Origin of the sequence: Micromonospora sp. NPDC023888, assembly GCF_040639415.1 — a bacterium.
Lineage (GTDB): Bacteria > Actinomycetota > Actinomycetes > Mycobacteriales > Micromonosporaceae > Micromonospora.
This window is the reverse complement of the sequence record NZ_JBEZZW010000003.1, coordinates 15,608-40,020: the sequence shown is the minus strand read 5'-3', so window position 1 is coordinate 40,020 and position 24,413 is coordinate 15,608. Positions and strand designations below refer to the sequence as shown.

Below are 24,413 nucleotides of genomic sequence, written 5' to 3'. Positions count from 1 at the left end.
GGGGGTTGATCCGGCGCAGACGGGGCAGCAGGAGAACCAGAGGCGTTTCACGGCACGGAGGCAGGCGATGGGACAGCAGCCGGACGGACCGGACGAGCAGCACCGGCGACCGCCAGGGGTGAGCGACGCGACGGTCGCCGCGCTCGGCAGGCTCAGCGAGGCGCTTGAGTGCGTGGAGCGGGCCCGGGGGCACCTGTACTCGTTGCACCAGCTCATCGGGCACGCCGACCTCATCCTCGGCGACGCGGTGGAGCAGTTCCGCGCCGCCGGGCACGGGCGGCTCGCCGACCGGATCGACACGGAGTTGGTGGGCCGCAACGTCATCGCCGGGCGGTGGACGTTCCAGATCGTCGAGGACTTCGACGACGGCTACCATGCGCTGTTCCGGGAGGTGGACCGCCAGGCCCGCGACGAGTTGGTGGGCGGACGGCGCCACCTCTACGAGGCGGAGATGAAGGAACGCCGTCGCAGCCGCGGCCGACCGGGGCACGAGGCCCGGCCGGGCAGCGCGGGTTAGTCGCTTGTCGCGTCGGCAGGGCGCCGCCGCGCCGCGTCATCGGCGATGATCACGGTCGCCACCATCAGCGCGACACAGAGGCTGAACAGCCACGAGTCGTCGGCGACCAGCCGGGCGGACACGGGTGCCTGCAGGGCCGCGAGCAGGAAGCCGAGCCAGGCGAGCCGGCGCTGACGCGTCGAGAGGATTCCGGAGCCTTGATGCATTCCGAAAGTCTTACGCGAGCCAGCCCGTTTGCCGTCCTCCGATCGGCCGATTCTGGATGAGCTGTCCGTTTTCTCGACCGTCCGGACACGACTTCTTTGCGCAGCGCGCGATCGGGCGCCCACGGCGCTAAGGTGCCCCTGCGGCAGGATGGTGTCCCGTGTCCACCGCGCCCGCACGTCCCCGCGCCTCCCTGCTCCTGCTTGCCTACCTCGCGTTCGTCAGTCTCGGTCTGCCCGACTCCCTGCTCGGTGTCGGCTGGCCCTCGATCCGGGGCGACTTCGACGTGCCGACCGAGGCGGTCGGTCTGGTCCTCACCGCAGGCACCGTCGGCTATCTGACCTCAAGCGTGCTTGCCGGTTTCACGCTGGCCCGGGTCGGCGTGGGGGCGCTGCTCGCCGGCAGCACCCTGCTGGCCAGCCTGGCCCTGACCGGCTATGCCCTGAGCCCGGTGCTGGCCGTGCTGGTGGGCTGTGCGCTGCTGGTCGGGCTCGGGTCCGGCGCGGTCGACTCCGGGCTCAACGCGTACGCCGCCGGGGCCTTCGGGCCGCGCCACATGAACTGGTTGCACGCCTTCTTCGGCCTGGGCGTGGCGATCGGCCCGCTGATCATGACCGGGGTGCTGAGCGCCGGACTGTCCTGGCGCTGGGGGTACGGCATCGTGGCCGCCACCCAGCTCGCCCTCGCCACCGCGTTCGCGCTCACCGTGCGGGCCTGGCGACGCGGCAGCCCGGCCACCACCGGGGCCGCGACCTCTCCGGTGGTCCGGGTTCCGATCCGGGCGACCCTGCGGCTACCGGCGGTGTGGTCCGGGACGCTCGCCTTCGCGCTGTACGTCGCCATCGAGGTGTCCGCCGGGCTGTGGGCGTTCCTGCTGCTGACCGAGGGTCGGGGCGTGAGCGCGACGGTGGCCGGCGGCTGCGTCTCCGCGTACTGGGGAAGTCTCTTCGTCGGTCGGGTCGTGCAGGGCGTGGTGGCCGAACGCCTGGGGGCCGGGCTTGTGCTGCGCGTCAGCCTCGTCGGAATGGCAGTGGGCGCGGCGCTGATCGCCGTACCCGGGCCGGCCGCGCTGGCGGTGCTCGGCCTGGTCGTGGTGGGCTTCGCCGCCGCGCCGGTGTTCCCACTGCTCACCCTCACCACCGCCGACCGGGTCGGCGCGGCGCACGCGGACCGGGCCATCGGGCTCCAGGTCGGGGCGTCCGGCATCGGCGCGGCGCTCGTCCCGGCCGGGCTCGGTGTGCTGATCGGCAACACGTCGGTGCAGGTGCTGGGCTCGGCCCTGGTGGTGCTCGCACTGGCGTTGATCGCGCTCTACGAGTGGGGCGCCCGTCGCTCGACTGGTCGGCCCACCGGGCGGCCGGTGCCCGCCCAACCGGGCGGGGAGGGTCAGACGTCCGGCCCGGTCCGGCCGGTGGTGGACGGGCGGTAGCGGCGCTGCGGGTCGGTGTCCTCCCGACTGTTGCCCTGGGCCTGTCCCGCACGGTCGTCCGCTGCCGGCCCGTGCCCGAACGCGGCTTCCTCGCCCGCGTCGTTGCCCGTCACGTCGTCCGCCTGCCCGTCGAGGCTGGAGCCCGACACGGCACGCTCCAACTCCTCCAGCGGAAGCCGTTCCTCGTCCCGCCACACCCTGATGTTGTCGTCGGTCATGTCTTGAGCGGTACCCGGGCGCGATGATCGCAAACTGGGCCACGCGACCGGACTCGGGTACGGCGATGGCCGCCGGGATTCCGGCGGCCATCGGGTTGCGTCCAGGTGGGGATCACGGCTGCGGACGGTCCACCGAACCGCGCCACGCGCCGGTCTCCTGACCGCGCCGCTCGATGAAGGTCTTGAACCGCTCCAGGTCGCCCTTGGCCCGCCGGTCGACGATGCCGAGCTTGTCGCCGGCCTGCTCGACCACGCCGTGCGGCTCGAACTCGAGCTGGAGGGTGACCCGAGTCTTGTCCGCGTCGAGCCGGTGGAAGGTCACCACGCCGGCCTGCTGGGTGCCGTCGGTCGAACGCCAGGCGACCCGCTCGTCGGGAAGCTGTTCGGTGATCTCGGCGTCGAACTCGCGCTTCACCCCGGCGATGTCCACGGTCCAGTGGGTCATCGTGTCGGAGACCTGCCGCACCTCCGCCACGCCCTCCATGAACTCGGGGAACTCCTCGAACTGCGTCCACTGGTCGTACGCGGTCCGTACGGGCACGGAAACGTCCACGTGTTCGGTAACGCCACTCATCTGAGAGAACCTCCTTCAGCCGCTGGTGGTCATGGGGTCGGGGGACGACCCGTCACCAGCGAGTTGTCTCGTTCTTGTTGCCGAGCGCGGCCCACACCTCGGAGACCGTCTGGTAGACGGTGCCCTCGGGCAGTCGTTCCAGCGCCGCCACGACGTCGTCCGGCGCCTCGTTCTCGCGGGCGCTGGCGACGAGCACCAGGCGGTCGCCCGGCAGCGCGCTCATCGAGATGAACCGGCCGAGCCGGCTGCGCTGCTCGACGTCAGTGGAACTCATCCCCTTCGGGGCGCCGGTGCGCGTCTCGCCGGCCGGCGCGGTGGTCACCTCCGGCTGGTCCTCGCCAGCCGGCTCCGGCACCCGCGCCTCGTCGACCCGAGAGCCACCGGTCCCCGGCCCCTGCACGAGGCCGCTGACCTCCTGACTCATCTGTTCGTCGATCCTCGGTCCGTGCTTGCTGTTGCCACGCTCCATGCCCTCTGCGCTACCCGGCACCCGGCCCGCTAAACCGGCACCCGGCCACGAACGGGCCCATGGTCCGACGCCGAACCGGACGACCGGCCCGAAACCGGTGGCTCAGTCGTCGGCGGGCCTGCGGGGCGGCAGCACCGGGTCGTCCGGGTCGGGGTCACCGGCCTGCAACTGCCGCCCGCGCTGCACCTCGGCGTTGATCTGCACCCCCAGCATCAGCGCCGAGTTGGACAGGTAGAGCCAGACCAGGAACGCGATGGCCGCGCCCAGGCTGCCGTAGGTCGTCTTGTACGAGGCGAAGGTCGCCACGTAGAAGCCGAAGCCGAACGAGACCGCCGTCCAGGAGACCAGGGCCACCGCGCCGCCGGGAGTCAGCCAGCGGAAGCGGGGTTGGCGCACGTTCGGCGCGATCCAGAACAGCAGCGACAGCAGCGCCATCATCACCATGGCGAGCACCGGCCACTTCGCCACGCTCCACACCGTCCGGGCCAGGCCACCGGCGTTGATCAGATCACCGACCGCGTCGGTGACCGGGCCGCTGACGACAAGCGCCAGGGCGACCACCGCGAGCAGCACCAGCGTCACCGCGGCCAGGCCGATCTGCAACGGCCGCAGCTTCCAGACCGGCCGGCCCTCGGTCACCCCGTACACGGCGTTGGAGGCCCGGGTGAACGCGCCGATGAAACCCGACGCGGACCACAGCGCACCGAGCAGACCGAAGCTCAGCAGCAGCTTGGGATTGCTCTGCTGGAGCACGACGGCCCGGATCACCCCGACCACCCCGCCGTCGTCGCCGGTCACCACCGACCCGGCACCCACCTGCTTGGCCAGGTCGACCACCGTGTCCAGGGTCCGCTCGCCGTCGGAGACCAGACCGACAAGGGCCACCACCACGATGGCGGACGGGAAGAGCGCCAGGACCCCGTAGTAGGTGAGCGCGGCGGCCCAGTCGGAACAGTTGTCGTTGACGAAGTTCTGCACGCTGCGGACCAGCACCCCACGCCAAGTCCGCCAGCTCAACTGCCGCATCCGGCGGGGAACGGTGGTGTCGCGCCCGCCCTCGCGCGTCGTACCGGGCTCCGTGGTCGTCATGCCCGCTCCCTGCGCCCCGGCCACCGGTATGACCGGATGTCCGGTCGGGCCTGGGCCACCGGTACCCGGATCGGGAATTCGAGAAACTCGGCAGGCGTCGCGCCGGTCGCGCGTATGGTTTGCCGCCGCGTGACCGGGGAACGGTCAGGGTGACCCTGTCGGCACGGAGGAGGACGAGATGCCCGGGCGCGAGGACCTGCCCAGCACGCTGCGACGCTCCCCGGAGAAGGCGCAGCGCACCTGGGAGAAGACGCACGACTCGGCGGTGGAGACCTACGGCGAGGGGGAGCGGTCGCACCGCACCGCCTTCGCCGCGGTGAAGCACCAGTTCGAGAAGGTGGGCGACCACTGGGAGCCGAAGGGCCGCAAGGGCCCGAGTGACAGGCAGGCCGCCGGCGGCGGCCCGGAACGGCGAGCACCCACCGCCGGTGGAGTCGACGCCAACGCCAGCAAGGACCATCTCCTGTCGGTGGCCCGCGAACTCGACATTCCCGGCCGGTCCAGCATGACCAAACCGGACCTGGTCAAGGCGATCGAGAAGGCGAACGACCGGGCCACCCGCAAGGCCCGCGGCGACTGAGCGGCACCGCGGGCGTCAACACCGACACGGTACGGGCGGACGCGCCACCCCTGCGTCCGCCCGTACCGTTCACCACTGCCCGCCGCCCGGCGCCTCGATGTGCACCGCCTTCGTGGCGGTGAACTCGTCAAGCAGCTCCGGGCCGTAGCCGAAGCCCTGCCCACTGGCCCGTCGTGGCTGCGCGGCGCCACCCGGCGCGCCGCCGAACACCGCGTTGACCTTCACGGTGCCCACCGGCAGCTCCCGCCAGGCCCGCTGCGCGTGACTCATCGACGTGGTCAGCACCGTGGCGGCCAGCCCGTACGGGGAGTCCGCGGCGCAGCGCAGCGCCTCGTCGAACGAGTCGACGACCACCACCGGGGCGACCGGCCCGAACGTCTCCTCCCGCACCAACGGCATGTCGTGCCGGCAGTCGGTGACAACCGTGGCCGGGTAGAACGCCCCCGGCCCGTCCGGCACCTCGCCGCCGACCCGCAACCGGGCGCCGTCCGCCACCGCCGCCGCCACCTGCCCGTGCACCTGATCCCGGTGCCGCCGGTCGACGAGCGGGCCCAGTTGGGTGTCCGGGTCCCGGCCCGGCCCGAGCCGCAGGGCAGCGGCACGCCGCACCAGCGCGGCTACGAAGTCCTCGGCCACCTCCCGGTGTACGTAGATCCGCTCCACCGCCACGCAGATCTGCCCCGCGTTGGCGAACGCGCCGAGCGCGGCCTGGTCGGCCGCCCACTCCGGGTCGACGCCCGCGTCGACGATCAACGGGTCACTGCCGCCGTTCTCCAGCAGCACCTTCGCGCCGGTGCGGGCCGCGGCGGCGGCGATCGCCCGCCCGGTCGCGGTGGAGCCCACGTGCGCCACCACGTCGACCTCCTGCGCCGCCAGCGCCGCACCCACCTCCGGGCCGCCGGTCAGCAGGGACAGGACGCCGGCCGGCAACGCCTGATCCAGTGCGCGGGCCAGCAGCCACCCCGTCGCGGGGGTGCGTTCACTCGGCTTGTAGAGCACCACGTTGCCGGTCACCAGTGCGGCACCGAGCAGCCCGCAGGAGACCGCCACCGGGTCGTTCCAGGGGGTGATCGCCGCGACCACGCCGTGCGGCTGCGGGGACAGGAAGTCGAGTGCGTCCGGCGCCCCGTTGAGCGCCCGCCCGCCGCGCAGCGGAGCCAGCTCCGCGTACTGTCGCAGGGTGCCGATGCCCGCCTCGACGCCGCCGCGGGCGTCCGCCAACGGTTTGCCCATCTCGGCGGTCACCGCCGCCGCCAGCTCCTCGGTGGCCGCCGCGACCGCGTCCGCGGCCCGGTGCAGCGCCGCGGCCCGCTCGGCCGGCGCGGTCGCCGCCCAACCGGCGGCCGCGTTGCGGGCCGCCTGGGTCGCCTTGCCGACCTCGTCGGCGGTCGCCACCGGCACCGTGCTGACCGGCGAGTCGTCCGCCGGGTCGCGCACCACCAGTTCACCGCCGTCGCCGCCCGCGCCCCACACCCCACCCACCAACTGCGCAACCGTGTACATGCGGCGCTGCATGCCCCGGCCTCGGCGGGGCAAACGCGTTTCGCCCCGTTGCGTGCCGGGTAGGCGGATCGGATGACAACCACCGCCGCGCAGAGCGCGGACGCCGTCGTCGTCGGGGCCGGTCACAACGGCCTGGTGGCGGCCAACCTGCTGGCGGACGCCGGCTGGGAGGTGGTGGTGCTGGAGGCGACGGCGGTGCCCGGCGGCGCGATCCGCTCCGCGGAGGTGACAGCGCCCGGCTACCTGAGCGACCTCTACAGCTCCTTCTACCCCCTGGGGTACGCGTCGCCCGTGCTGAGCGGGCTGGACCTGGGTCGGCACGGCCTGTCCTGGCGGCATGCGCCGGACGTGCTGGCGCACCTGCTGCCGGACGGTCGGGCCGCGGTGATCAACCGGGACCCGGACGTCACGGCCGCCTCACTCGAGCAGTTCGCGCCGGGCGACGGCAAGCGCTGGCTCAACGCGTACACCGACTGGGTCGACGTGGCCGAGCCGATGCTGACGGCCATCACCTCGCCGTTCCCACCGGTACGCGGCGGGTTGGGTCTGCTGCGCCGGCTGCGCGTCGCTGGCGCGTTGCGACTGGCGCGACGCCTGGTGGTGCCGGTCCGCAAGCTCGGCGACGAACTCTTCGACGGCGCCGGCGGGCCGGCCCTGCTGGCCGGCTGCGCCCTGCACACCGACCTGTCCCCGGAGGAGGCCGGCTCCGGGGTGTACGGCTGGCTGCTGGCCATGCTCGGCCAACAGATCGGCTGGCCGGTGCCCGAGGGCGGCGCGCAGCAGATCACCAACGCGTTGGTGGCCCGGCTACAGGAGCGCGGCGGGACGATCCTCTACGGCGCCCGCGTCGACCGGGTGCTCACCGCCCGGGGCCGGGCGATGGGGGTACGCACCGAGGGTGGCGCGCTGTGGCGGGCCCGCCGGGCCGTGCTCGCCGACGTGCCCGCGCCAGCGCTGTTCCTCGACCTGGTCGGCGCGGCGGCCCTTCCGTCGCGGCTGGTGGAGGATCTGGCGCACTTCCGGTGGGACGGGTCGACGCTGAAGGTGGACTGGGCTCTCTCGGCGCCGGTGCCCTGGACCAACCGGGAGGTGGCCGGCGCCGGCACCGTGCACCTCGGCGCGGACCTCAACGGGTTGACCCACTACGCGGGTGAGCTGGCCCGTGGTGAGCTGCCCCGCGACCCGTTCCTGCTGGTGGGGCAGATGTCGGTGGCCGAACCCCGCCACTCCCCGCCGGGCACCGAGTCGCTCTGGGCGTACACCCACCTGCCGTTCCGCCAGGACTGGCGCGCCGAGGACATCGCCGGGCACGTGCAGCGGATGGAGGACGTGCTGGAGGCGGCGGCACCGGGTTTCCGGCAGCTCGTCGTCGGTCGGCACGTGGCCGGTCCGGCCGACCTGGAGCGGGACAACCCGAGCCTGGTCGGGGGCGCGCTGGGCGGCGGCACAGCAGCCGCGTACCAGCAGCTCTTTTTGCGCCCGATCCCCGGCCTGGGCCGTGCGGACACCCCGGTGGACCGGCTCTTCCTGGCCAGCGCGTCGGCGCATCCCGGCGGCGGGGTGCACGGCGCGCCCGGGGCGAACGCGGCCCGCGCGGCGTTGGCCCGCGACCGCGCCGTCACCGGCCGCGCCTACGCCGCAGCCATCGCAACAGCCCACCGCGCCGTCTACCCCACCTGAACCCCACCCCGCCCCCACCACCCGCCCCGCCCCCGCCCGCCCCGCCCCTCCGCGTTGATCATGGAGTTGACGGGGCGATTGGAGATCAACGAGCCCGCCAACCTCATGATCAACGCGGGTGGGTGGGGGTGGGGGTGGGGGTGGGGGTGGGTGGGGTTCAGCCGGTGATGTTGCGGTGCTTGCTGCGCAGGCGGAACGGCATCAGGGCGCTCTCCACCTTGGTCGCGGTGGTCATCTTGGAGATGCCGTCGCGCCGCTCCTCGAAGCGGATCGGCACCTCCAGAATGGTGTGCCCCAACTTGGTGGCGAGGTAGTGCATCTCCACCTGGAAGCTGTAGCCGTTGGACTGCACCCGGTCCAGACCGATGTCGCGCAGCGCGTCGGCCCGCCAGATCTTGAAACCGGCGGTCAGGTCCCGGATGCGCACCCGCAACAGGGTGTGCACGTAGAGGTTCGCCCAGCCGCTGAGGGCCCGACGGTACAGCGGCCAGTTCTCGTCCAGCTCCCCACCGGGCACGTAGCGGGAACCGATCACCACGCTCGCCTGGGTGGACAGCAGCGCGCCAAGCATCCCCGGCAGCGCCTCCGGCGGGTGCGACAGGTCCGCGTCCATCTGCGCCACGTACTCCGCGCCGCCCTCGATGGCCCGGGTCATCCCGTCGACGTACGCCCGGCCGAGGCCCTCCTTGCCGGCCCGGTGCACGACCTCCACCCGCTCCGGATGCTCGATGGCCAGCTTGTCGGCCACGTCGCCGGTGCCGTCGGGGGAGTTGTCGTCGGCGACGAGGATGCGCAGGCCGGGCAGTGGCAGGGCGAGCAGCCGCTCCACCAGGGTGGGCAGGTTGCCCGCCTCGTTGTAGGTGGGCACGACGACGGTCAGGCGTGCGTCCCGCCACGGCGACGGTAGCTGCACAGGCTCGATCATGCGGACATCCTCGGTTTGCGGACAGGGGGCTCCCGGAAAGGGTATCCAGTTGTCACATTCGGGTTGAAGAGGCACCCCTTCCGGGCGTTGCGGATGGGGGTGCCCCGCCGGGGCGGGCATCGATCCCGCTGGTCGCAACCGGTGCGGGCCGGTGGCCCGCGACGAGCGGTGAACGCCTGCGACGGCGTCGATGCCGCCGACGAGCGGTCAACGTCGGCGACGGGTCACGGCGGTGAGGGCGAGCGCCACCGCGGCGACCGCGACACCTGACAACGTCGGCTTGTGGGTGCCGACCCAGAGCGCCGTTGACCGGTTGCGGGCCTGTTCGCCGAACACGCCCGCCGTGCCCCGGTCCGTCTCCCCGTCGCCGGGGTGGTCGAGATTGTCCCGCCAGGTGCGCGGGTCGATCTCGTCGCCGGTCTGCTGGCTGTCGTAGCCGTCGCGGGCCAGCTTCCGGTCGAGCAGGCCGGGAAAGAGGATGTCGGCCAGCCGGGCCCGCCACGTCGGGCCGCCCACGTTCAGCTCCCGGGTGCCACGGTCGGCGGCCCACACGATCGCGCGGGCGGCCAACTCCGGCGTGAAGATCGGCGGCACCGGCTGCGGATGCCGGGGCAGCCGGGTGCGCACCCAGGAGAACTGCGGCGTGTTGACGGCGGGCAACTGCACCATCGACAGCTTCACCCTCGGGCAGTCGTGCAGCAGCTCGGCGCGCAGCGAGTCGTTGAACCCCTGGATGGCGTGCTTGCTCGCGCAGTACGCCGACTGCAACGGGATCCCCCGGTAGGCCAACGCGGAACCCACCTGCACGATCGTGCCCCGCGCGTGCGCCCGCATGTGCCGCAACGCCGCCAGGGTGCCGTGCACCGTGCCCAGGTAGGTCACCTCGGTGACCCGGCGGAACTCCCGCGCCGGGATCTCCCAGGCCGGCGCGAACACCGACACCATGGCGTTGTTGATCCACACGTCGATGCCGCCCCACCGGTGCACCACGTCGTCGGCGGCCTGCTGCACCGCGCCCGCGTCGGCCACGTCGACCCGGTACGCGCGCACGTCGGCGGCGCCGCGCTGTCGGCACTCCCGCTCGGCGGCGGCCAGGCCGGCCTCGCCCCGGGCCAGCAGCGCCAGCCGGGCGCCCCGGTCCGCGTACGCGTGGGCGACGGCACGACCGACGCCCGCGCTCGCCCCGGTCACCACCACGGTCTGCGTCACGGTGACCCCTTCTGCCGGGCGGCGATGTCGGCGAGCCGGTTCAGCGTCTCCCGGTTACGCAGGTGCAGCACCAGGTCGTTGACCTTGTTCCGGACCCAGCGCAGGGGGCCGGCGGCGAAGTCCTCCCCGATCCGGATGCGGGTGGCGTTCTCGCCGACGGGCTCCAGCGTGAAGGCCACGATCGCCTCCCCGGCCGGCCAGAGACCGGCCTTGAGCACGAGCCGGTGCGGCGGTTCGCAGACCAGCACGGTCGAGGCGTCCTGTAACGAGAGCGGCCACGGCCCGGCCTTGTGGTGCAGTTGGCTGCCCACGCGGGGCCAGGCGTCGTCCACGTCGCGTACGTGTGTCGTCCCGACCACCCAGTCGCTGTACGTCCACCCGTCGGCGAGCACGTCGAACACCTGCTGCGGGGGAGCGTCGATCACTTTCTCCACAATCGCCACTGGGCTCTCATACCCGCGCCACGGCGGGGCTAACGACCGCCGGGTTAGCTTCTCCCACGCGGCGGGTAAGGCCGGTGCGGGGCACCGCTCGCGGGGCTGGCCCACAGCTCGACGACGACGTTTACTCCTCGGGGCGCAGGGAACCCGCCGCCTGTGCGACAGGACCAGGAGGAGCCGTATCAGCGCAGGTCAGCCCCGGTTTACGCCGCTGCTGACCGCGCCGGTTCCGGGTCCCGGCGCACCGCCGGCGGGAGTTCCCGACCCGTCCTGTACGACGCGGTGTTGCTGGACCGCGACGGCACCCTGATCGAGGACGTGCCGTACAACGGCGACCCGGAGAAGGTACGGCCGGTGCCGGGGGCGCGGGCGGCGCTTGACCGGTTGCGGGCGGCCGGGCTGCGCCTGGCGGTCGTGACGAACCAGTCGGGCCTGGCCCGGGGCTATTTCACCGGCGCGCAGATGCGGGCCGTGCACGCCCGCGTCGAGGAGTTGCTGGGCCGGTTCGACGCGTGGCTGGTCTGCCCGCACGACGACGCCGACGGCTGTGACTGCCGCAAGCCGGCGCCCGGCCTGGTGTACGCCGCCGCGCGGGAGCTGGGCACTACCGCGTCCCGGTGCGTGCTGGTGGGCGACATCGGCCGGGACGTCGCCGCCGCGCTGGCCGCGGGGGCGGCGGGAGTGCTCGTGCCCACCCCGGTGACCCGGCCGGAGGAGATCGCCGCCGCCGGGTGGGTGGCCACCGATCTGCCGGCGGCGGTGGACGAGATCCTGCGCCGCCAACAGGCCGTACGACCGGCGACCCCGATCGGTGACCCGGTGCGCACGGCGCTGGTGGTCCGGTCGGACTCGGCCGGGGACGTGCTGGTGACCGGGCCGGCGATCCGCGCCGTTGCAGCGGGGGCGCAGCGGGTGGTGCTGCTGTGCGGGCCGCGTGGCCGCGCCGCCGCCGACCTGCTGCCCGGCGTCGACGAGATCATCGAGCACCCGCTGCCCTGGATCGACCCGACGCCGGGGCCGGTCGACCCGGAGGCCCTGCGGAGCCTCACCGCGCGGCTGGGTGCGGTCGGTGCGGACCAGGCGGTGGTGTTCACCTCGTTCCACCAGTCCGCGCTGCCGCTGGCGCTGCTGCTGCGGATGGCGGGAATCGGCCGGATCGCGGCGATCAGCGACGACTACCCGGGCTCGCTGCTGGACATCCGGCACCGGGTGCCGGTGGGCGTCCCCGAACCCGAACGTGCCCTCTCCCTCGCCGCCGCCGCCGGCCACCGGCTGGCCGACGGCGACGAACCCGTGCTCCGGCTGCGCCGCGACGCCGTCCCGCCGCGCCCGACCGATCTCGGCGACCCGGGGTACGTGGTGCTGCACCCCGGTTCGGCCGCGTCCAGCCGGGCCTGCCCGCCCGAGGTGGCGAGCCGGATCGCCGGGGCGCTGACCGCCGCCGGGCACCGGGTGCTCGTCACCGGCGGCCCGGACGAGCGTGCGGTCACCGCCCGGGTGGCGGCGGCCGGCGGCACCGACCTGGGTGGCCGAACCGACCTGGCCGGGCTGGCCGCGATCATGGCGGACGCCAGCGCGATAGTCGTCGGCAACACCGGTCCCGCGCACCTGGCCGCCGCGGCCGGCGTGCCCGTGGTGAGTCTCTTCGCGCCGACCGTCCCCTTCGGCCAGTGGGGGCCCTACCGGGTGCCCACCGTCCGGCTCGGTGACGCCGCCGCACCCTGCCGGGACACCCGCGCGACGAACTGCCCGGTCCCCGGGCACCCGTGCCTGCGCGGCATCGACCCGGACGAGGTGGTCGGCGCGCTGCGGACGCTCACCGTCAGCGGTGGTGGCCGACGATGAACATCCTGCTCTGGCACGTGCACGGTTCCTGGACCACGTCGTTCGTGCACGGCAGCCACCGCTACCTGATCCCCACCACACCCGACCGCGGCCCCTACGGCCTCGGCCGGGCCCGCACCTACCCCTGGCCGGACAGCGCGGTCGAGGTCACCCCGGAGGACCTGCCCGACGCCGACGTCGACGTGGTGATCCTGCAACGGCCCGACGAGATCGACCGGGCCGAGGCGTGGCTGCGCCGCCGACCGGGCCGCGACATCCCCGCCGTCTACGTCGAGCACAACACCCCGAAGGGCGACGTGCCGAACACCCGGCACCCGATGGCCGACCGCGACGACCTGCTCATCGCCCACGTCACCGGGTTCAACCAGATCTTCTGGGACACCGGGGCCACCCGCACCACAGTGGTCGACCACGGCATCGTCGCCCCCGCCGTCTCCTACACCGGTGAACTCGACCGGCTCGCCGTGGTGATCAACGAGCCGGTCCGGCGGGGTCGGGTCACCGGCACCGACCTGCTGCCCCGCTTCGCCGAGATCGCGCCGCTCGACGTGTTCGGGATGGGCGTCGCCGGCCTGGCCGACCACCTCGGGCTGCCCGCCGACCGGCTCATCAGCCACGACGACGTGCCCCAGGACCGGATGCACGCCGAGTTGGCCCGGCGGCGCGCGTACCTGCACCTGTGCCGCTGGACCTCGCTCGGGCTCAGCCTCATCGAGGCGATGGCGATCGGCATGCCGGTCGTCGCGCTCGCCACCACCGAGGCGGTGACGGCGGTGCCGCCGGAGGCGGGCGCCCTCGCCACCCGGACCGACACCCTGCTCGACGCCGCCCGCCGGTTCATCGCCGAACCGGAGGCCGCGCGCCGGGCCGGCGCGGCGGCGCGCACCGCCGCGCGGGACAGGTACGGCCTCGACCGTTTCCTCGCTGACTGGGACCGGCTGCTGGAGGAGGAAGTATGCGGATCGCGATGATCTCGGAGCACGCCAGCCCGCTCGCCGTCCTCGGAGGGGAGGACGCCGGCGGCCAGAACACGCACGTCGCGGAGCTGTCCGCCGCGCTCGCCGCAGCCGGGCACGAGGTGCGGGTCTACACCCGCCGGGACGCGCCCGACCTGCCGGTGACCGTCCGCAGCCCGGACGGGTACGACGTGGTGCACGTGCCGGCCGGCCCGGCCGAGCCGGTGGCGAAGGACGCGCTGCTGCCGCACATGCGCGACTTCGGTCGCTGGCTGATCGAGCGCTGGCGGGGCGGGGACTGGGTGCCCGAGGTGGTCCACGCGCACTTCTGGATGAGTGGCCTGGCGGCGTTGACCGCCGGCCGGCAGACCGGGGTGCCGGTGGTGCAGACCTACCACGCGCTGGGCACCGTGAAGCGCCGCTACCAGGGCGTGCAGGACACCAGCCCGGCCCGTCGGGTGTCCTACGAGCGCGAGTTGGGCCGCTCGGTGGACCGGATCGTCGCGCAGTGCCGCGACGAGGTGGGCGAACTGGTCCGGATGGGCGTGCCCCGGTCCCGGATGACAGTGGTGCCCTCCGGCGTCAACCTCACCACGTTCGCCCCGCTCGGGCCGGCCGCCGACCGGGAGCCGGGGCGCGCCCGGATCCTCACCGTGGGCCGGCTCGTCGAACGCAAGGGCTTCCAGACCGTGATCCGTGCGATGGCCCTGGTCGGTGACGCCGAGTGCGTGGTGGTGGGCGGCCCGCCCGAGGGTCTGCTGGAGACCGACCCGTACGCCCGGCGGCTGCGGGCCCTGGCCGAGACCTGCGGCGTGGCCGACCGGGTGCACCTGGTCGGCGCGGTACCCCGGGAGGAGATGGGCCGCTGGTACCGCTCGGCGGACCTGCTGGTCGCCGCACCCTGGTACGAGCCGTTCGGGCTGACCCCGCTGGAGGCGATGGCCTGTGGGGTGCCGGTCGTCGGCACCGCCGTCGGCGGCATCCGGGACACCGTGGTCGACGGGACGACGGGTGACCTCGTGCCGGCCCGGGATCCGCAGGCGCTGGCCGCCGCCATCCAGGGGCTGCTCGACGACCGGATCAGGCGGTTCGCGTACGCCACCGCGGCTCGTGAGCGGGCCCGCGCGCGGTACTCGTGGGCGGCCACCGCCGAGCGGCTGGTCGAGGTCTACAGCGAGGTCGCCGCCGTCCGCCGTCCGGCCCGGGTGGTGGCCTGATGCCGGCCGGCAGCCTGCTCGACACCCACCTGACGAACCTCGCCGCGGCGCTGGTGCCGTACCGGCGGTGTGAGTCGCAGTTGGCCCGCTGGGGCGCCGACCTGGCCCACCGGCTCGCCGCCGGGGGACGCCTGCTGGTGGCCGGCAACGGTGGCAGCGCCGCCGAGGCCCAGCACCTCACCGCCGAACTGGTCGGCAAGCTGCACCACGACCGGCAGCCGCTGTCCGCGATCGCGCTGCACGCCGAGACGAGCGCGCTCACCGCCATCGCTAACGACTACGGCTACACCGACGTGTACGCCCGTCAGGTGCGCGCCCACGGCCGCCCCGGCGACGTCCTGTTGCTGCTCAGCACCAGCGGCAGCAGCCCGAATCTGGTCAGTGCCGCGCGGGCCGCCCGCGACGCTGGCCTGACCACCTGGGCACTCACCGGCGCCGCCCCGAATCCCCTCGCCGACGCCTGCGACGAGGTACTGGCCGTCGCGTCGCCGGACACGCAGGTCGTGCAGGAGTTGCACCTGGTGACCAGTCACCTGCTCTGCGAGTACCTCGAACAGGAGTTGGCCGCGACCACCGACCCGGCGGTCGGCCACCCGGCGGATCCCGCCCCGGCCGGTCGACTCGGGGCCGGCCCGGTGCGGACCGGGGTCGAAGTGGTGCTCGACGGTGGGTCCGGACAGCAGGTCGACGCGTGAGGGATGGGGAGGTAGGCGTGAGGGGACCGGTGGTGGTGCTCGGGGACACCCTGCTCGACCGGGACGTGGAAGGGGTGGTGAACCGGCTGTGCCCGGACTCCCCGGTGCCGGTCCTGGACGAGACCGCCGCCAGCGACCGACCGGGTGGCGCCGGTCTGGCGGCGGTGTTCGCCGCCGCGCAGGGCGCCGAGGTGGTGCTGGTGACAGCGCTCGCCGACGACGCCGGCGGGGCCCGGCTGAGCGCGCTGCTCGCCGCGGCCGGCGTGCAGGTGTATCCGCTGGCCCTGTCCGGTGCGACGCCGGAGAAGATCCGGCTGCGGGCCCGGGGCCGGGTGCTGCTGCGCCACGACCGTGGCGGCACGTCTGGGGAGCCGGGTCAGCCCTCCGACGAGGTGCTCCGGGTGATCGGCGCGGCGTCCGCGGTGCTGGTCAGCGACTACGGCCGGGGAGTGGCCCGGCAGCCGGCGCTGCGTGACGCGTTGTCCGCCACCCGCGCGCCGGTGGTGTGGGACCCGCACCCGCGCGGCCCGGCGGCTGTCCCCGGCGTCCACCTGGCCACTCCGAACGAGTCGGAGGTGCGCGAACTGGTCCCCGCCCTGCCCGGTGCCTCCCGGCTGGCCACCGCGTCGCGTGGTGCGCAGGGGCTGCGGCGACGCTGGCGGGCCGGTGCGGTCGCGGTGACGCTTGGCGGGGACGGCGCGCTGCTGTGCCACGCCGGGTCGACACCGTTGGTGGTGCCGACCCCGGGCAGTGCCGAGGGGGACACCTGCGGGGCCGGCGACCGGTTCGCGGCCGCGGCCAGCCTCGCGTTGGCCCAGGGCGCGCTGGTCTCCGAGGCGGTGCAGGCGGCGGTCGCCGAGGCGTCCGCGTACGTGGCCGGCGGGGGAGTGGCGGGGGCGCTGCCACCGCCGGTGCGCCCGACGCCGACGAGCGTCGCCGGTCCGGGCGGCGACCGGGTGGGCGTCGCGGCGGTCGCCACGCTCCTCGGTGAGGTACGGGCCGCGGGCGGCACGGTGGTCGCCACCGGCGGTTGCTTCGACCTGCTGCACGCCGGGCACGTGTCCACCCTCCAGGCGGCCCGGCAGCTCGGCGACTGCCTGATCGTCTGCGTGAACTCCGACGCCAGCGTGGCCGGGCTGAAGGGGCCGGACCGGCCGGTGATGTCCGAGGGCGACCGCAGTCGGCTGCTGGCCGCGCTGAGCTGTGTCGACGCGGTCCTCATCTTCGACGAGCCGACCCCGGACGCGGCGCTGTCCTGGCTCCGACCGGACATCTGGGTCAAGGGCGGCGACTACGCCACCGGCGGCGACGCCGCCGCCACGCTGCCGGAGGCGGAGGTCCTGCGCCGGTGGGGTGGGAACACGGTGGTGGTGCCCTACCTGGACGGTCGCTCCACCACCGACATGATCGTGCGCTCCATCGGGGAGCGCACCCGATGACCGCCACGCGGCCGGGCGCCGGGCCCACCGTCCTGGTCACCGGCGGCGCGAGTGGGCTCGGCGCCGCGGTGGTGGCCGCGGTGGCCGCCTCCGGTGGCCGGCCGGTCGTGCTGGACCGGCAACCGCCGGCCGACGGGGTGTCCTGGACCGAGTGCGACCTGGCCGACACCCGGGCCGCCGAGGTGGCCACCCAACACCTCGCCGAGCAGGCCGGTGGCCTGGACGCGGTGGTCACCGCCGCCGGCATGGACGTGCCGGGTCGGCTCGCCGACGTGCCGGGGGAGACCTGGGACCGGATCGTCGCCGTGGACCTGCTCGCCACCGCGGCGGTGATCCGGGCCGCCCTGCCGTTCCTGCTGACGTCCCGGGGGCGCATCGTCACGGTCGCCTCCACGCTCGGCGTCAAGGCGGTGAGCGACGCCACCGCCTACTGCGCGGCGAAGTTCGGCGTGGTGGGCTTCACCCGCGCCCTCGCCGCCGAACTCGCCGGTCAGGTCGGCGTCACGCTGCTCATCCCCGGCGGGATGCGCACGTCGTTCTTCGACGAGCGCGACCCGCAGTACAAGCCGGGGCCGGACGCGATCCTCAACGATCCCGCCGACACGGCCGCCGCTGTCATGTTCGCGCTCAACCAGCCGCCCGGCTGCGCGGTGCGGGAGCTGGTGGTCTGCGCCGAGCAGGAGACCTCGTACCCGTGATCCTCGTGCTGCGCGCGCTCGGCGTCGGCGACCTGCTCACCGCGGTGCCCGCGCTGAGGGCGCTGCGGGCCGCGTACCCCGGTCCGGAGTTGGCGCTCGCCGCGCCCGCCTGGCTGGCCCCGGTCGTCGACCTGGTCGGCGGCGTCGACCGGGTGGTCGACACCGCCGGGCTGGATCGACCCCTGCGGGCCGGGTCGGCGGTGTCGGTCGCGGTCAACCTGCACGGCCGCGGCCCGCTGTCGCACCGGTTGCTGGCCGCCACCCGGCCGGGCCGGCTGCTGGCCTTCGCCAACTCCGCGGCCGGCTGCGTCGACGGTCCACGGTGGTCCGCCGACGAGCACGAGGTGGAGCGGTGGTGCCGGCTGCTGTCCTGGTACGACATTCCGGCCGACGCCGCCGACCTCGGACTGCGTCGACCCGGGGCGGCCGGGCTGCCCACCGGTGTCACGGTGCTGCATCCGGGCAGCAAGGTCCCCGCCAAGCGGTGGCCCGCCGAGCGGTTCGCCGCGCTGGCCCGGACGCTCACCGACCAGGGGCACCGGGTCCTGCTCACCGGCTCGGCAGACGAGCGGCCGCTGGCGGCCCGGGTGGCCGACGCGGCGGGCCTGCCGTCCGACGTGGTGCTGGCCGGCCGGACCGACCTCGGCGCGCTCGCCGCGTTGGTGTCCAACGCCCGGTTGGTGGTCAGCGGGGACACCGGGGTCGCTCACCTGGCCACCGGGTTCGGCACCGCGTCGGTCGTCCTCTTCGGGCCGGTGCCGCCGGCGCACTGGGGGCCACCGGTGGACCGGCCCCGGCACCGGGCGCTCTGGGCCGGCGAGGGAGATTGCTCGGGTTGGGACGGGGTAGGAAGCCACCCGACGATGGCGGCTCTGCGCCTCGACGAGGTGCTGACCGCCGTGGACGAGGTGGAAAAGGTGGTGCGGGTCTCCGGTGCGGTTGCGGCGTAGCGACCCGGGGCGACCGGGGTACGGACGGCGTCGGCGCGGTCGGGGCTGGCTCTTCGTCGACCCGGCCGGGGATCCGGTCCGGGATCCGGAGGTGCTGACCCGGCTGCGGGAGCTGGTCATCCCGCCGGCCTGGCAGAACGTCTGGATCGCGCCGCACGCCAACGGGCACATCCAGGCGATCGGGATCGACGCGGCCGGCCGCAAGCAGTACATCTACCACCCGCGGTGGCGGGAGCAGCAGGACGAGGCGAAGTTCGACCGCATGCTGGAGGTCGCCCGGCGACTGCCGGTGCTGCGCGAACGGGTGGACCGCGACCTGGACGGCCGGGGGTTGGGCCGGGACCGGGTGCTGGCCACGGTGGCCCGACTGTTGGACATGGGCATGTTCCGGGTCGGCAGCGACCAGTACGCGGCCGGCGACGACCCGACGTACGGGGTGTCCACGTTGCGCCCCGAGCATGCCCGGTCCCGGCGCGGTTGCGTGGTCCTGGTGTTTCCCGCGAAGGGTGGCATCGAACAGGTACGCCGGATCGAGGACCCGGAGCTGTGCCAGGTGTTGGTCAACCTGCGCCGTCGCCGGCGACGGGCGGACCGGCTGTTCGGCTACTGGGACGGCCGGGAGTGGCGCGACGTGCGCAGCGACGAGGTGAACGGTTACCTGCGTGACGCCAGTGGCGGGGAGATGACCGCCAAGGACTTCCGCACCTGGCACGCCACGGTGCTCGCCGCCACCGAGTTGTCCACCGCCGGCCCGGCCCGTTCCGTGACGGCCCGGCGCAAGGCGGTGGTCGCGGTGATGCGCGAGGTGGCCGAGCTGCTGGGCAACACCCCGACGGTGGCTCGGGCGTCGTACGTGGATCCGCGGGTGGTCGACCTGTACCACGACGGGGTGGTGGCGTCGGTGGACCCGCGGGCGCCCCGCGAGGAGGCCGAGCGGGTGGTGCTGGAGTTGCTGGAGAAGGCCTGACCGGGCGTGGGTTCAGGCCGTTCGCCGTCGGATCAGGGCGTCGATGCCGTCGAGGATCCGGTCCAGGCCGAAGGTGAACTCGTCGTCGGGGTCGTCGTCCTGGTTGAGCACGCCGGCGGCGAGCACCCGCTGTAGCGCCGGGAAGCGGGCCGGGTCGATGAGTCGGGCCACCAGCCGGCCGTACGCCGGCATCATCTCGCTGGGCTCGACGCCGGCCGCCTGGCTGCCCTCGGCGATCTGCGAGGTGAGGGTGGCCTCGTTGCGGACGTACCCGGTGATCAGCAGGAGCACCGACATCTTCTCGCTCTCGGCGAGCGTGGTGCCGTCGAGGCAGCGCAGCCCGTCCTCCATCCAGCCGAGCTGCTGCGGGGTGATCGGTGGGCCGCTGATCGGCACGTGCAGCAGCCAGGACCGTTGCCGCAGCGCGTCGTGCTCGGCCCAGGCCCACCGGGTCAGGCCGCTGCGCCAGTCGGCCCCCGGTGGGGGCGGCCCGGGCGACGGGCCGTAGCCGGTGTCCACCATGAGCATCAGCAGCTCGTCCTTGGAGCCGACGTAGCGGTAGAGGGCCATGGTGGCGGCGCCCAGTTCCTTCGCGACCCGGCTCATGGAGACGGCGGCCAGTCCGTCGGCGTCGGCCACCCGGACGGCGGCGTCCACGATGGCGGGCACGCTCATCCCCGGCCGGGGGCCCTTGGGTGGGCGGTCCCGCAGCCCCCAGGCGCTCTCGATGGCCGCCGGGATCGCTGGCCCGTTGTCGTCTGTCTGTGCCGCCACATTTTCCTCCTTGCCCCGTCATCCTAGTTCTGCGTATGGTCTACGCATAACAGCGTACGACATACGCAGAAGGAGATCTGATCATGACGATCACCACCACACCGGCGCCGCGGGCGGGCCGGCGGGAGTGGATCGGGCTCACGGTGCTGATGCTGCCGCTGCTCCTGGTCTCGATGGACGTGTCGGTGCTCTACTTCGCCGTCCCGTTCATCAGCGCGGAGTTGCGCCCGACCGCCACCCAGCAGCTCTGGATCTTCGACATCTACGGCTTCGTGCTGGCCGGGCTGCTGATCACCATGGGCGCCCTGGGTGACCGGATCGGCCGACGCCGGCTCCTGCTGATCGGCGCCACCGCGTTCGGGGCGGCGTCGCTGCTTGCCGCGTACGCCGACAGCACCGCGACGCTGATCGCCGCGCGCGCCGTGCTCGGCGTCGGCGGGGCCACCCTGATGCCCTCGACGCTCGCCCTGGTGCGCAACATGTTCCACGACGCCAAGCAGCGCGGCACCGCCATCGCCATCTGGACCGCCACCCTCACCGGCGGCATCGCCATCGGCCCGGTGCTCAGCGGCATCCTGCTGGAGCACTTCTGGTGGGGCTCGATCTTCCTGATCAACATCCCGGCGATGCTGATGCTGCTCCTGCTCGCCCCGCTCCTGGTGCCCGAGTTCCGCAACCCGGCGACCGGGCGGTTCGACCTCGTCAGCGCGGTCCTGTCGCTCGGCGCGCTGCTGCCGGTGATCTACGGCATCAAGGAGATGGCCCGCGACGGCGTCAGCGGTGTGCGGGTGCTCGCCATCGTCGGCGGCCTGCTGGTGAGCGCGCTCTTCCTGCACCGGCAGCGGACCCGGGCGTACCCGATGGTCGATCTCGCGTTGTTCCGCCGTCGCGGCTTCGCCGGGTCGCTCGCGGTCAACCTGCTGGCGATGTTCGCCATCGTCGGCTTCGCCATCTTCACCACCCAGCACCTCCAGTTGGTGCTCGGCCTGAGCCCGCTGCGGGCGGCGCTGTGGAGCCTGGTGCCGTCGCTCGCCGTGGGTGGGGTCGCGCCGGCCGCCGCCGCCCTCGCCCAGCGCGTCGAACGGGCGTACCTGATCGGTGCGGGGTTCGGGATCGCCGTGGTCGGCTTCGCGGTGCTGACCCAGGTCACACCGGACTCGGCGCTGTGGGTGCTGCTGGTCGGCGCGAGCATCTACGCGGGCGGCCTGGTGATGGTGATGTCGCTCGTCACCGAGCTGGTCCTCGGCGCGGCGCCGCCCGAGCAGGCAGGTGTGGCTTCGGCGCTCACCGAGTCCAGCAGCGAGTTGGGCGGTGCGCTGGGAATGGCGATCCTGGGCAGCGTGGGCGCGGCGGTCTACCGCCGCGAGATCGTCGACGGCCTGCCGGCCGGGCTGCCCGCCGACACCGGCGCCGCGGCCCAGGAGACCCTGGGCGGCGCGCTCGCGGTCGCCCAGGGACTACCGGCGGATCTGGCCGACACGGTGCGGCACGCCGCCGGAGTCGCGTTCACCGACGGGCTGCACCTGGCCGCGTACGCCGCCATGGTGGTGATGCTGCTGGGCGCGGTCGCCGCGCTGCTCACGCTGCGCGGCATCCGACCGGCCGACCCGACCGCGACCGAGACGCTCCCGGCGCCGGCCGTGCTCCCCACGCCGGCCGAGGTGTAGCCGCCCTAAATGATCGACTCGGTTTCCTGAAAGTCGGGGCGTCCCGGATGCGGGGATGCCATGGTTTCCAGGAAACCGAGTCGATCAACGTCAGTCGGTGAGCACGTGCGCGAGCCGGTCGCGGAAACGCCGCTCGGAGTCGCTCACCGACTCGCCGCCGATGCCCAGCAGCCCACCGCTGGACGCGGCGCCCACCACCTGCTCGGCGATCTTCACGAGCCAGTGCTTGTACGCGCCGGCCTCGCCCTCGTCGACGCGGCCGGCCAGCAGCGCGGCGGCCTCGCCGGCCCGCACCAGCACGTCGTCGATGTACGCCCCGGGGTCGGCGGGCGCGATGACCGGCAGCTCCTCGCCGGTGTCCGGGTCGCCGACCCGGGTGACGATCTCGCCGGCCACGGCCGCGACCAGCGGGCTGGCCGACTCCCGGCCGGCGGCGATGGTCTCCAGCCCGGCCGCGTTCTCCGCCATGGTCCGGCGGGTGCCGTCGGACTCGGCGGCGCTCGCCGCGGTCAGGACCGACTGCGGCAGGCCCACCAGCAGCCCCCACTCCCCGTCGGAGAATCCGAACCCGGTGTACGCCGGCTGCTCGATCACGGCAACGCCCCTTCCGCCCTGCTCTGCTCAGTCAATCGGTGCTCTGCTTGTCGATCCACCGGGCGCGTGCCGGCGCCCGGGTCAGGCTAGTCCAGGGTCAGCAGGCCCTGTTCGGACACCACGCGCACCGACAACGTCTTGTACCCGACCTCTTCGAAGAGAACCGTCATCTTGTCCTCCTCGTAGGAGAGCACCATGCCACCTCCCCACTCCGGGTGACGCACGTGGCTGTGCACCGGGAACGGCCCGACCGCGCCCTGGTCGGCGACACTGGTGCCGGCGTGGCAGTTGTCGCAGTGCCCGCAGACCTCGGTCATCTGCTCGCCGAAGTAGGCCAGCAGGGTCTGCATCCGACAGGCGTTGGTCTCGGCGAAGGCCCGCATCATGTCGGTGCGGGACCGGGTCACCGTCTGCTGGCGCTCCGCCTCGGCCACTGCCGCGGCGGCGGCCTCGGTCGGGGCGGGGGAGTAGCGCGGGGCGCCGACCCGCTGCCGGGCCCGCGGCTCGGCCGCGCCGATCTGCTCCAGCAGGGAGAGGTACTGGCCCAGCTTGCGCGGCCCGAGGCCGGTGGTCTCACGCAGATCGGTCTTGGTGGCCGGCTTCTTGCGCAGCAGCGCGGCGAGGTCCCGCAGCTCGCCCGCGTCCGGCAGGCCGCCGCTGAAGAAGCGTTGCAGCCCCACGTCCTCGGCCCGCCAGAGCAGCAGCACCCGGGCCGGTTGCCCGTCGCGGCCGGCCCGGCCGATCTCCTGGAAGTAGCTGTCCGGCGAGTCGGGCAGTGCCATGTGCACCACCCAGGCGATGTTGGGCTTGTCGATGCCCATGCCGAACGCCGAGGTCGCCACCATGATGGGGACCTGGTCGGCGAGGAACGCCTCGTGCAGTTCGGCGCGCGCGCCGGCCGGCATTCCACCGTGGTAGAACTGCGCCGGGAAGCCGGCGTCGGTCAACCGGGTGGCCAGCTCCTCGGCGGCGCGGCGGGTGGGCACGTAGATGATCCCCGGTCGCCCCTCGTCGTGCAGCAGCGTCATCAGGCGCCGCCACCGGTAGTCCTCGGCGGGGCAGTGCGCCACCTCGATGAACAGGTTGGGGCGGTCCAGCCCGGAGACCACCACCTCCGGGTCGTGCAGCCGCAGCCGGGCGATGATGTCGTCGCGTACCGGCGGGGACGCGGTGGCGGTCAGCGCGACCACCGGCGGCCGGCCGATGCCGTCGATCAGGTGCCCGAGCGCCAGGTAGTCGGGCCGGAAGTCGTGCCCCCAGGCCGAGATGCAGTGTGCCTCGTCGATCGCCACCAGCGCCGGTTTGAGTGCGGCGACCTCCGCCATCCGGTCCGGGTTGCTGAGCTGCTCCGGTGTGATGAACAGGAACTCCGCCCGGCCCTCGCGGACCTCGGTGATCGCCTGGGCCTGCTGGTTGGGCGACTCGTTCGAGCTGATCCGCACCGCCCGCAGCTCCGGGCGTTGCCGCTCGTTGAGAGAGGCGATCTGGTCCTGCTGGAGGGCCAGCAGCGGGGAGATCACCACGGTGGGGCCGGGGATCAGGCTGGCCGGGATCTGGTAGATCGCCGACTTGCCGGCTCCGGTGGGCAGCACCACCAGGGCGTCGCGTCGCTTCATCACCGCGCGCATGGCGGCGAGCTGGTTGGGTCGTAGCGCCTTCCAGCCGAAAAGGCTGCGGGCCGCGCGGCGCAACGTCATCGAATGCGTGGACAGTTTCATCGAGGGCCGGAGGTACCCGACCCCATGACCGCCGAAACGTGCTCGGGTGATCATGG

General features: G+C 73.7%; 25 protein-coding genes. 13 read left to right on the top strand and 12 right to left on the bottom strand.

The window, feature by feature from the left end; genetic code table 11:
- The first annotated feature begins 67 nt into the window (after positions 1 to 67).
- A complete protein-coding gene (locus tag AB0F61_RS03255; RefSeq protein WP_357802813.1) occupies positions 68 to 517 on the top strand; it encodes a hypothetical protein in 450 nt (149 codons plus the stop codon).
- Here AB0F61_RS03255 and AB0F61_RS03250 read toward each other — a convergent pair.
- Positions 514 to 723, bottom strand: a complete 210-nt coding sequence (locus AB0F61_RS03250) for a hypothetical protein (RefSeq protein WP_357802811.1) — start codon at positions 721 to 723, stop codon at positions 514 to 516. The two genes, AB0F61_RS03255 and AB0F61_RS03250, sit on opposite strands and share 4 nt — an antisense overlap.
- Positions 724 to 881: 158 nt before the next feature.
- Between AB0F61_RS03250 and AB0F61_RS03245 the strand changes: the two genes are divergently transcribed.
- Positions 882 to 2,150 (top strand): MFS transporter, encoded by a 1,269-nt coding sequence (locus AB0F61_RS03245; RefSeq protein WP_357802809.1) that lies wholly within the window; start codon positions 882 to 884, stop codon positions 2,148 to 2,150.
- On the opposite strand, the gene AB0F61_RS03240 is transcribed toward AB0F61_RS03245, so the two are convergent.
- The 4 genes from AB0F61_RS03240 to AB0F61_RS03225 all read right to left on the bottom strand — a co-directional run bounded on the left by AB0F61_RS03240 (position 2,108) and on the right by AB0F61_RS03225 (position 4,500).
- On the bottom strand, positions 2,108 to 2,368 hold the full coding sequence (locus AB0F61_RS03240; RefSeq protein WP_357802807.1) for a hypothetical protein: 261 nt from the start codon (positions 2,366 to 2,368) through the stop codon (positions 2,108 to 2,110). The genes AB0F61_RS03245 and AB0F61_RS03240 overlap by 43 nt on opposite strands.
- A gap of 112 nt (positions 2,369 to 2,480) precedes the next feature.
- Positions 2,481 to 2,942, bottom strand: a complete 462-nt coding sequence (locus AB0F61_RS03235) for an SRPBCC family protein (RefSeq protein ID WP_357802806.1) — start codon at positions 2,940 to 2,942, stop codon at positions 2,481 to 2,483.
- Positions 2,943 to 2,994: 52 nt separating this feature from the next.
- Positions 2,995 to 3,411 (bottom strand): DUF2795 domain-containing protein, encoded by a 417-nt coding sequence (locus AB0F61_RS03230; protein WP_357802804.1) that lies wholly within the window; start codon positions 3,409 to 3,411, stop codon positions 2,995 to 2,997.
- Positions 3,412 to 3,513: 102 nt separating this feature from the next.
- Positions 3,514 to 4,500, bottom strand: coding sequence for a YihY/virulence factor BrkB family protein (locus tag AB0F61_RS03225; protein WP_357802803.1), 987 nt, complete (start codon positions 4,498 to 4,500; stop codon positions 3,514 to 3,516).
- A 178-nt stretch (positions 4,501 to 4,678) separates the two neighbouring features.
- Between AB0F61_RS03225 and AB0F61_RS03220 the strand changes: the two genes are divergently transcribed.
- On the top strand, positions 4,679 to 5,080 hold the full coding sequence (locus AB0F61_RS03220) for a ChaB family protein (RefSeq protein WP_357802801.1): 402 nt from the start codon (positions 4,679 to 4,681) through the stop codon (positions 5,078 to 5,080).
- Between the two features lie 69 nt (positions 5,081 to 5,149).
- On the opposite strand, the gene AB0F61_RS03215 is transcribed toward AB0F61_RS03220, so the two are convergent.
- On the bottom strand, positions 5,150 to 6,583 hold the full coding sequence (locus AB0F61_RS03215) for an aldehyde dehydrogenase family protein (RefSeq protein WP_357803213.1): 1,434 nt from the start codon (positions 6,581 to 6,583) through the stop codon (positions 5,150 to 5,152).
- A gap of 72 nt (positions 6,584 to 6,655) precedes the next feature.
- On the opposite strand from AB0F61_RS03215, the gene AB0F61_RS03210 reads away from it, so the two are divergent.
- Positions 6,656 to 8,263: an NAD(P)/FAD-dependent oxidoreductase gene (locus tag AB0F61_RS03210; protein ID WP_357802800.1), complete on the top strand. Its 1,608-nt coding sequence runs from the start codon at positions 6,656 to 6,658 to the stop codon at positions 8,261 to 8,263.
- 157 nt (positions 8,264 to 8,420) lie between these two features.
- Here the strand turns inward: AB0F61_RS03210 and AB0F61_RS03205 are convergent, their stop codons facing one another.
- From AB0F61_RS03205 to AB0F61_RS03195, 3 genes are all read right to left on the bottom strand, one after another.
- Positions 8,421 to 9,188 carry a polyprenol monophosphomannose synthase gene (locus AB0F61_RS03205; protein WP_357802798.1) on the bottom strand — a complete coding sequence of 256 codons (768 nt, stop codon included), beginning with the start codon at positions 9,186 to 9,188 and terminating at the stop codon, positions 8,421 to 8,423.
- Between the two features lie 207 nt (positions 9,189 to 9,395).
- The gene (locus tag AB0F61_RS03200; RefSeq protein WP_357802796.1) at positions 9,396 to 10,397 is read right to left on the bottom strand and encodes an SDR family oxidoreductase; all 1,002 of its coding nucleotides are present in this window, start codon (positions 10,395 to 10,397) and stop codon (positions 9,396 to 9,398) included.
- Positions 10,394 to 10,840, bottom strand: a complete 447-nt coding sequence (locus AB0F61_RS03195; RefSeq protein WP_357802794.1) for an SRPBCC family protein — start codon at positions 10,838 to 10,840, stop codon at positions 10,394 to 10,396. The genes AB0F61_RS03200 and AB0F61_RS03195 overlap by 4 nt, the downstream gene beginning before the upstream one ends.
- A gap of 267 nt (positions 10,841 to 11,107) precedes the next feature.
- On the opposite strand from AB0F61_RS03195, the gene AB0F61_RS03190 reads away from it, so the two are divergent.
- Genes AB0F61_RS03190 through AB0F61_RS03155 form a run of 8 tightly spaced genes read left to right on the top strand, consistent with a single transcriptional unit; the run spans position 11,108 to position 19,604 of the window.
- Positions 11,108 to 12,682 (top strand): HAD-IIIA family hydrolase, encoded by a 1,575-nt coding sequence (locus tag AB0F61_RS03190; protein ID WP_357803211.1) that lies wholly within the window; start codon positions 11,108 to 11,110, stop codon positions 12,680 to 12,682.
- A complete protein-coding gene (locus tag AB0F61_RS03185) occupies positions 12,679 to 13,653 on the top strand; it encodes a glycosyltransferase (protein WP_357802793.1) in 975 nt (324 codons plus the stop codon). The genes AB0F61_RS03190 and AB0F61_RS03185 overlap by 4 nt, the downstream gene beginning before the upstream one ends.
- Positions 13,638 to 14,855 carry a glycosyltransferase gene (locus tag AB0F61_RS03180; RefSeq protein WP_357802791.1) on the top strand — a complete coding sequence of 406 codons (1,218 nt, stop codon included), beginning with the start codon at positions 13,638 to 13,640 and terminating at the stop codon, positions 14,853 to 14,855. The genes AB0F61_RS03185 and AB0F61_RS03180 overlap by 16 nt, the downstream gene beginning before the upstream one ends.
- A complete protein-coding gene (locus AB0F61_RS03175; protein WP_357803209.1) occupies positions 14,852 to 15,550 on the top strand; it encodes an SIS domain-containing protein in 699 nt (232 codons plus the stop codon). Before AB0F61_RS03180 ends, AB0F61_RS03175 begins: the two co-directional genes overlap by 4 nt.
- A gap of 17 nt (positions 15,551 to 15,567) precedes the next feature.
- Positions 15,568 to 16,989, top strand: coding sequence for a PfkB family carbohydrate kinase (locus AB0F61_RS03170; protein ID WP_357802790.1), 1,422 nt, complete (start codon positions 15,568 to 15,570; stop codon positions 16,987 to 16,989).
- Positions 16,986 to 17,687 (top strand): SDR family oxidoreductase, encoded by a 702-nt coding sequence (locus AB0F61_RS03165; protein WP_357802788.1) that lies wholly within the window; start codon positions 16,986 to 16,988, stop codon positions 17,685 to 17,687. The genes AB0F61_RS03170 and AB0F61_RS03165 overlap by 4 nt, the downstream gene beginning before the upstream one ends.
- Positions 17,684 to 18,637 (top strand): glycosyltransferase family 9 protein, encoded by a 954-nt coding sequence (locus tag AB0F61_RS03160; protein ID WP_357802787.1) that lies wholly within the window; start codon positions 17,684 to 17,686, stop codon positions 18,635 to 18,637. The genes AB0F61_RS03165 and AB0F61_RS03160 overlap by 4 nt, the downstream gene beginning before the upstream one ends.
- Complete coding sequence (locus AB0F61_RS03155; protein WP_357802785.1) at positions 18,621 to 19,604, top strand: DNA topoisomerase IB; 984 nt, start codon at positions 18,621 to 18,623, stop codon at positions 19,602 to 19,604. The genes AB0F61_RS03160 and AB0F61_RS03155 overlap by 17 nt, the downstream gene beginning before the upstream one ends.
- A 12-nt stretch (positions 19,605 to 19,616) precedes the next feature.
- Here AB0F61_RS03155 and AB0F61_RS03150 read toward each other — a convergent pair whose 3' ends face one another.
- Complete coding sequence (locus tag AB0F61_RS03150) at positions 19,617 to 20,378, bottom strand: TetR/AcrR family transcriptional regulator (protein ID WP_357802783.1); 762 nt, start codon at positions 20,376 to 20,378, stop codon at positions 19,617 to 19,619.
- Between the two features lie 83 nt (positions 20,379 to 20,461).
- Here AB0F61_RS03150 and AB0F61_RS03145 point away from each other — a divergent pair, with 83 nt between their 5' ends.
- A complete protein-coding gene (locus AB0F61_RS03145) occupies positions 20,462 to 22,045 on the top strand; it encodes an MFS transporter (RefSeq protein WP_357802781.1) in 1,584 nt (527 codons plus the stop codon).
- 90 nt (positions 22,046 to 22,135) lie between these two features.
- On the opposite strand, the gene AB0F61_RS03140 is transcribed toward AB0F61_RS03145, so the two are convergent.
- Together AB0F61_RS03140 and AB0F61_RS03135 are read right to left on the bottom strand one after the other, a co-directional pair.
- Positions 22,136 to 22,639, bottom strand: a complete 504-nt coding sequence (locus AB0F61_RS03140) for a hypothetical protein (RefSeq protein WP_357802779.1) — start codon at positions 22,637 to 22,639, stop codon at positions 22,136 to 22,138.
- A gap of 86 nt (positions 22,640 to 22,725) precedes the next feature.
- Positions 22,726 to 24,357, bottom strand: coding sequence for a RecQ family ATP-dependent DNA helicase (locus AB0F61_RS03135; RefSeq protein ID WP_357802777.1), 1,632 nt, complete (start codon positions 24,355 to 24,357; stop codon positions 22,726 to 22,728).
- Between the last annotated feature and the right edge of the window lie 56 nt (positions 24,358 to 24,413).

Coding starts and splice junctions, on each gene's coding strand:
- AB0F61_RS03230 (WP_357802804.1), bottom strand. CDS start 3,411: ATGGAGCGTGGCAACAGCAAGCACGGACCGAGGATCGACGAACAGATG.
- AB0F61_RS03240 (WP_357802807.1), bottom strand. CDS start 2,368: ATGACCGACGACAACATCAGGGTGTGGCGGGACGAGGAACGGCTTCCG.
- AB0F61_RS03210 (WP_357802800.1), top strand. CDS start 6,656: ATGACAACCACCGCCGCGCAGAGCGCGGACGCCGTCGTCGTCGGGGCC.
- AB0F61_RS03225 (WP_357802803.1), bottom strand. CDS start 4,500: ATGACGACCACGGAGCCCGGTACGACGCGCGAGGGCGGGCGCGACACC.
- AB0F61_RS03135 (WP_357802777.1), bottom strand. CDS start 24,357: ATGAAACTGTCCACGCATTCGATGACGTTGCGCCGCGCGGCCCGCAGC.
- AB0F61_RS03255 (WP_357802813.1), top strand. CDS start 68: ATGGGACAGCAGCCGGACGGACCGGACGAGCAGCACCGGCGACCGCCA.
- AB0F61_RS03185 (WP_357802793.1), top strand. CDS start 12,679: ATGAACATCCTGCTCTGGCACGTGCACGGTTCCTGGACCACGTCGTTC.
- AB0F61_RS03215 (WP_357803213.1), bottom strand. CDS start 6,583: ATGTACACGGTTGCGCAGTTGGTGGGTGGGGTGTGGGGCGCGGGCGGC.
- AB0F61_RS03235 (WP_357802806.1), bottom strand. CDS start 2,942: ATGAGTGGCGTTACCGAACACGTGGACGTTTCCGTGCCCGTACGGACC.
- AB0F61_RS03145 (WP_357802781.1), top strand. CDS start 20,462: ATGACGATCACCACCACACCGGCGCCGCGGGCGGGCCGGCGGGAGTGG.
- AB0F61_RS03250 (WP_357802811.1), bottom strand. CDS start 723: ATGCATCAAGGCTCCGGAATCCTCTCGACGCGTCAGCGCCGGCTCGCC.
- AB0F61_RS03180 (WP_357802791.1), top strand. CDS start 13,638: ATGCGGATCGCGATGATCTCGGAGCACGCCAGCCCGCTCGCCGTCCTC.
- AB0F61_RS03165 (WP_357802788.1), top strand. CDS start 16,986: ATGACCGCCACGCGGCCGGGCGCCGGGCCCACCGTCCTGGTCACCGGC.
- AB0F61_RS03220 (WP_357802801.1), top strand. CDS start 4,679: ATGCCCGGGCGCGAGGACCTGCCCAGCACGCTGCGACGCTCCCCGGAG.
- AB0F61_RS03205 (WP_357802798.1), bottom strand. CDS start 9,188: ATGATCGAGCCTGTGCAGCTACCGTCGCCGTGGCGGGACGCACGCCTG.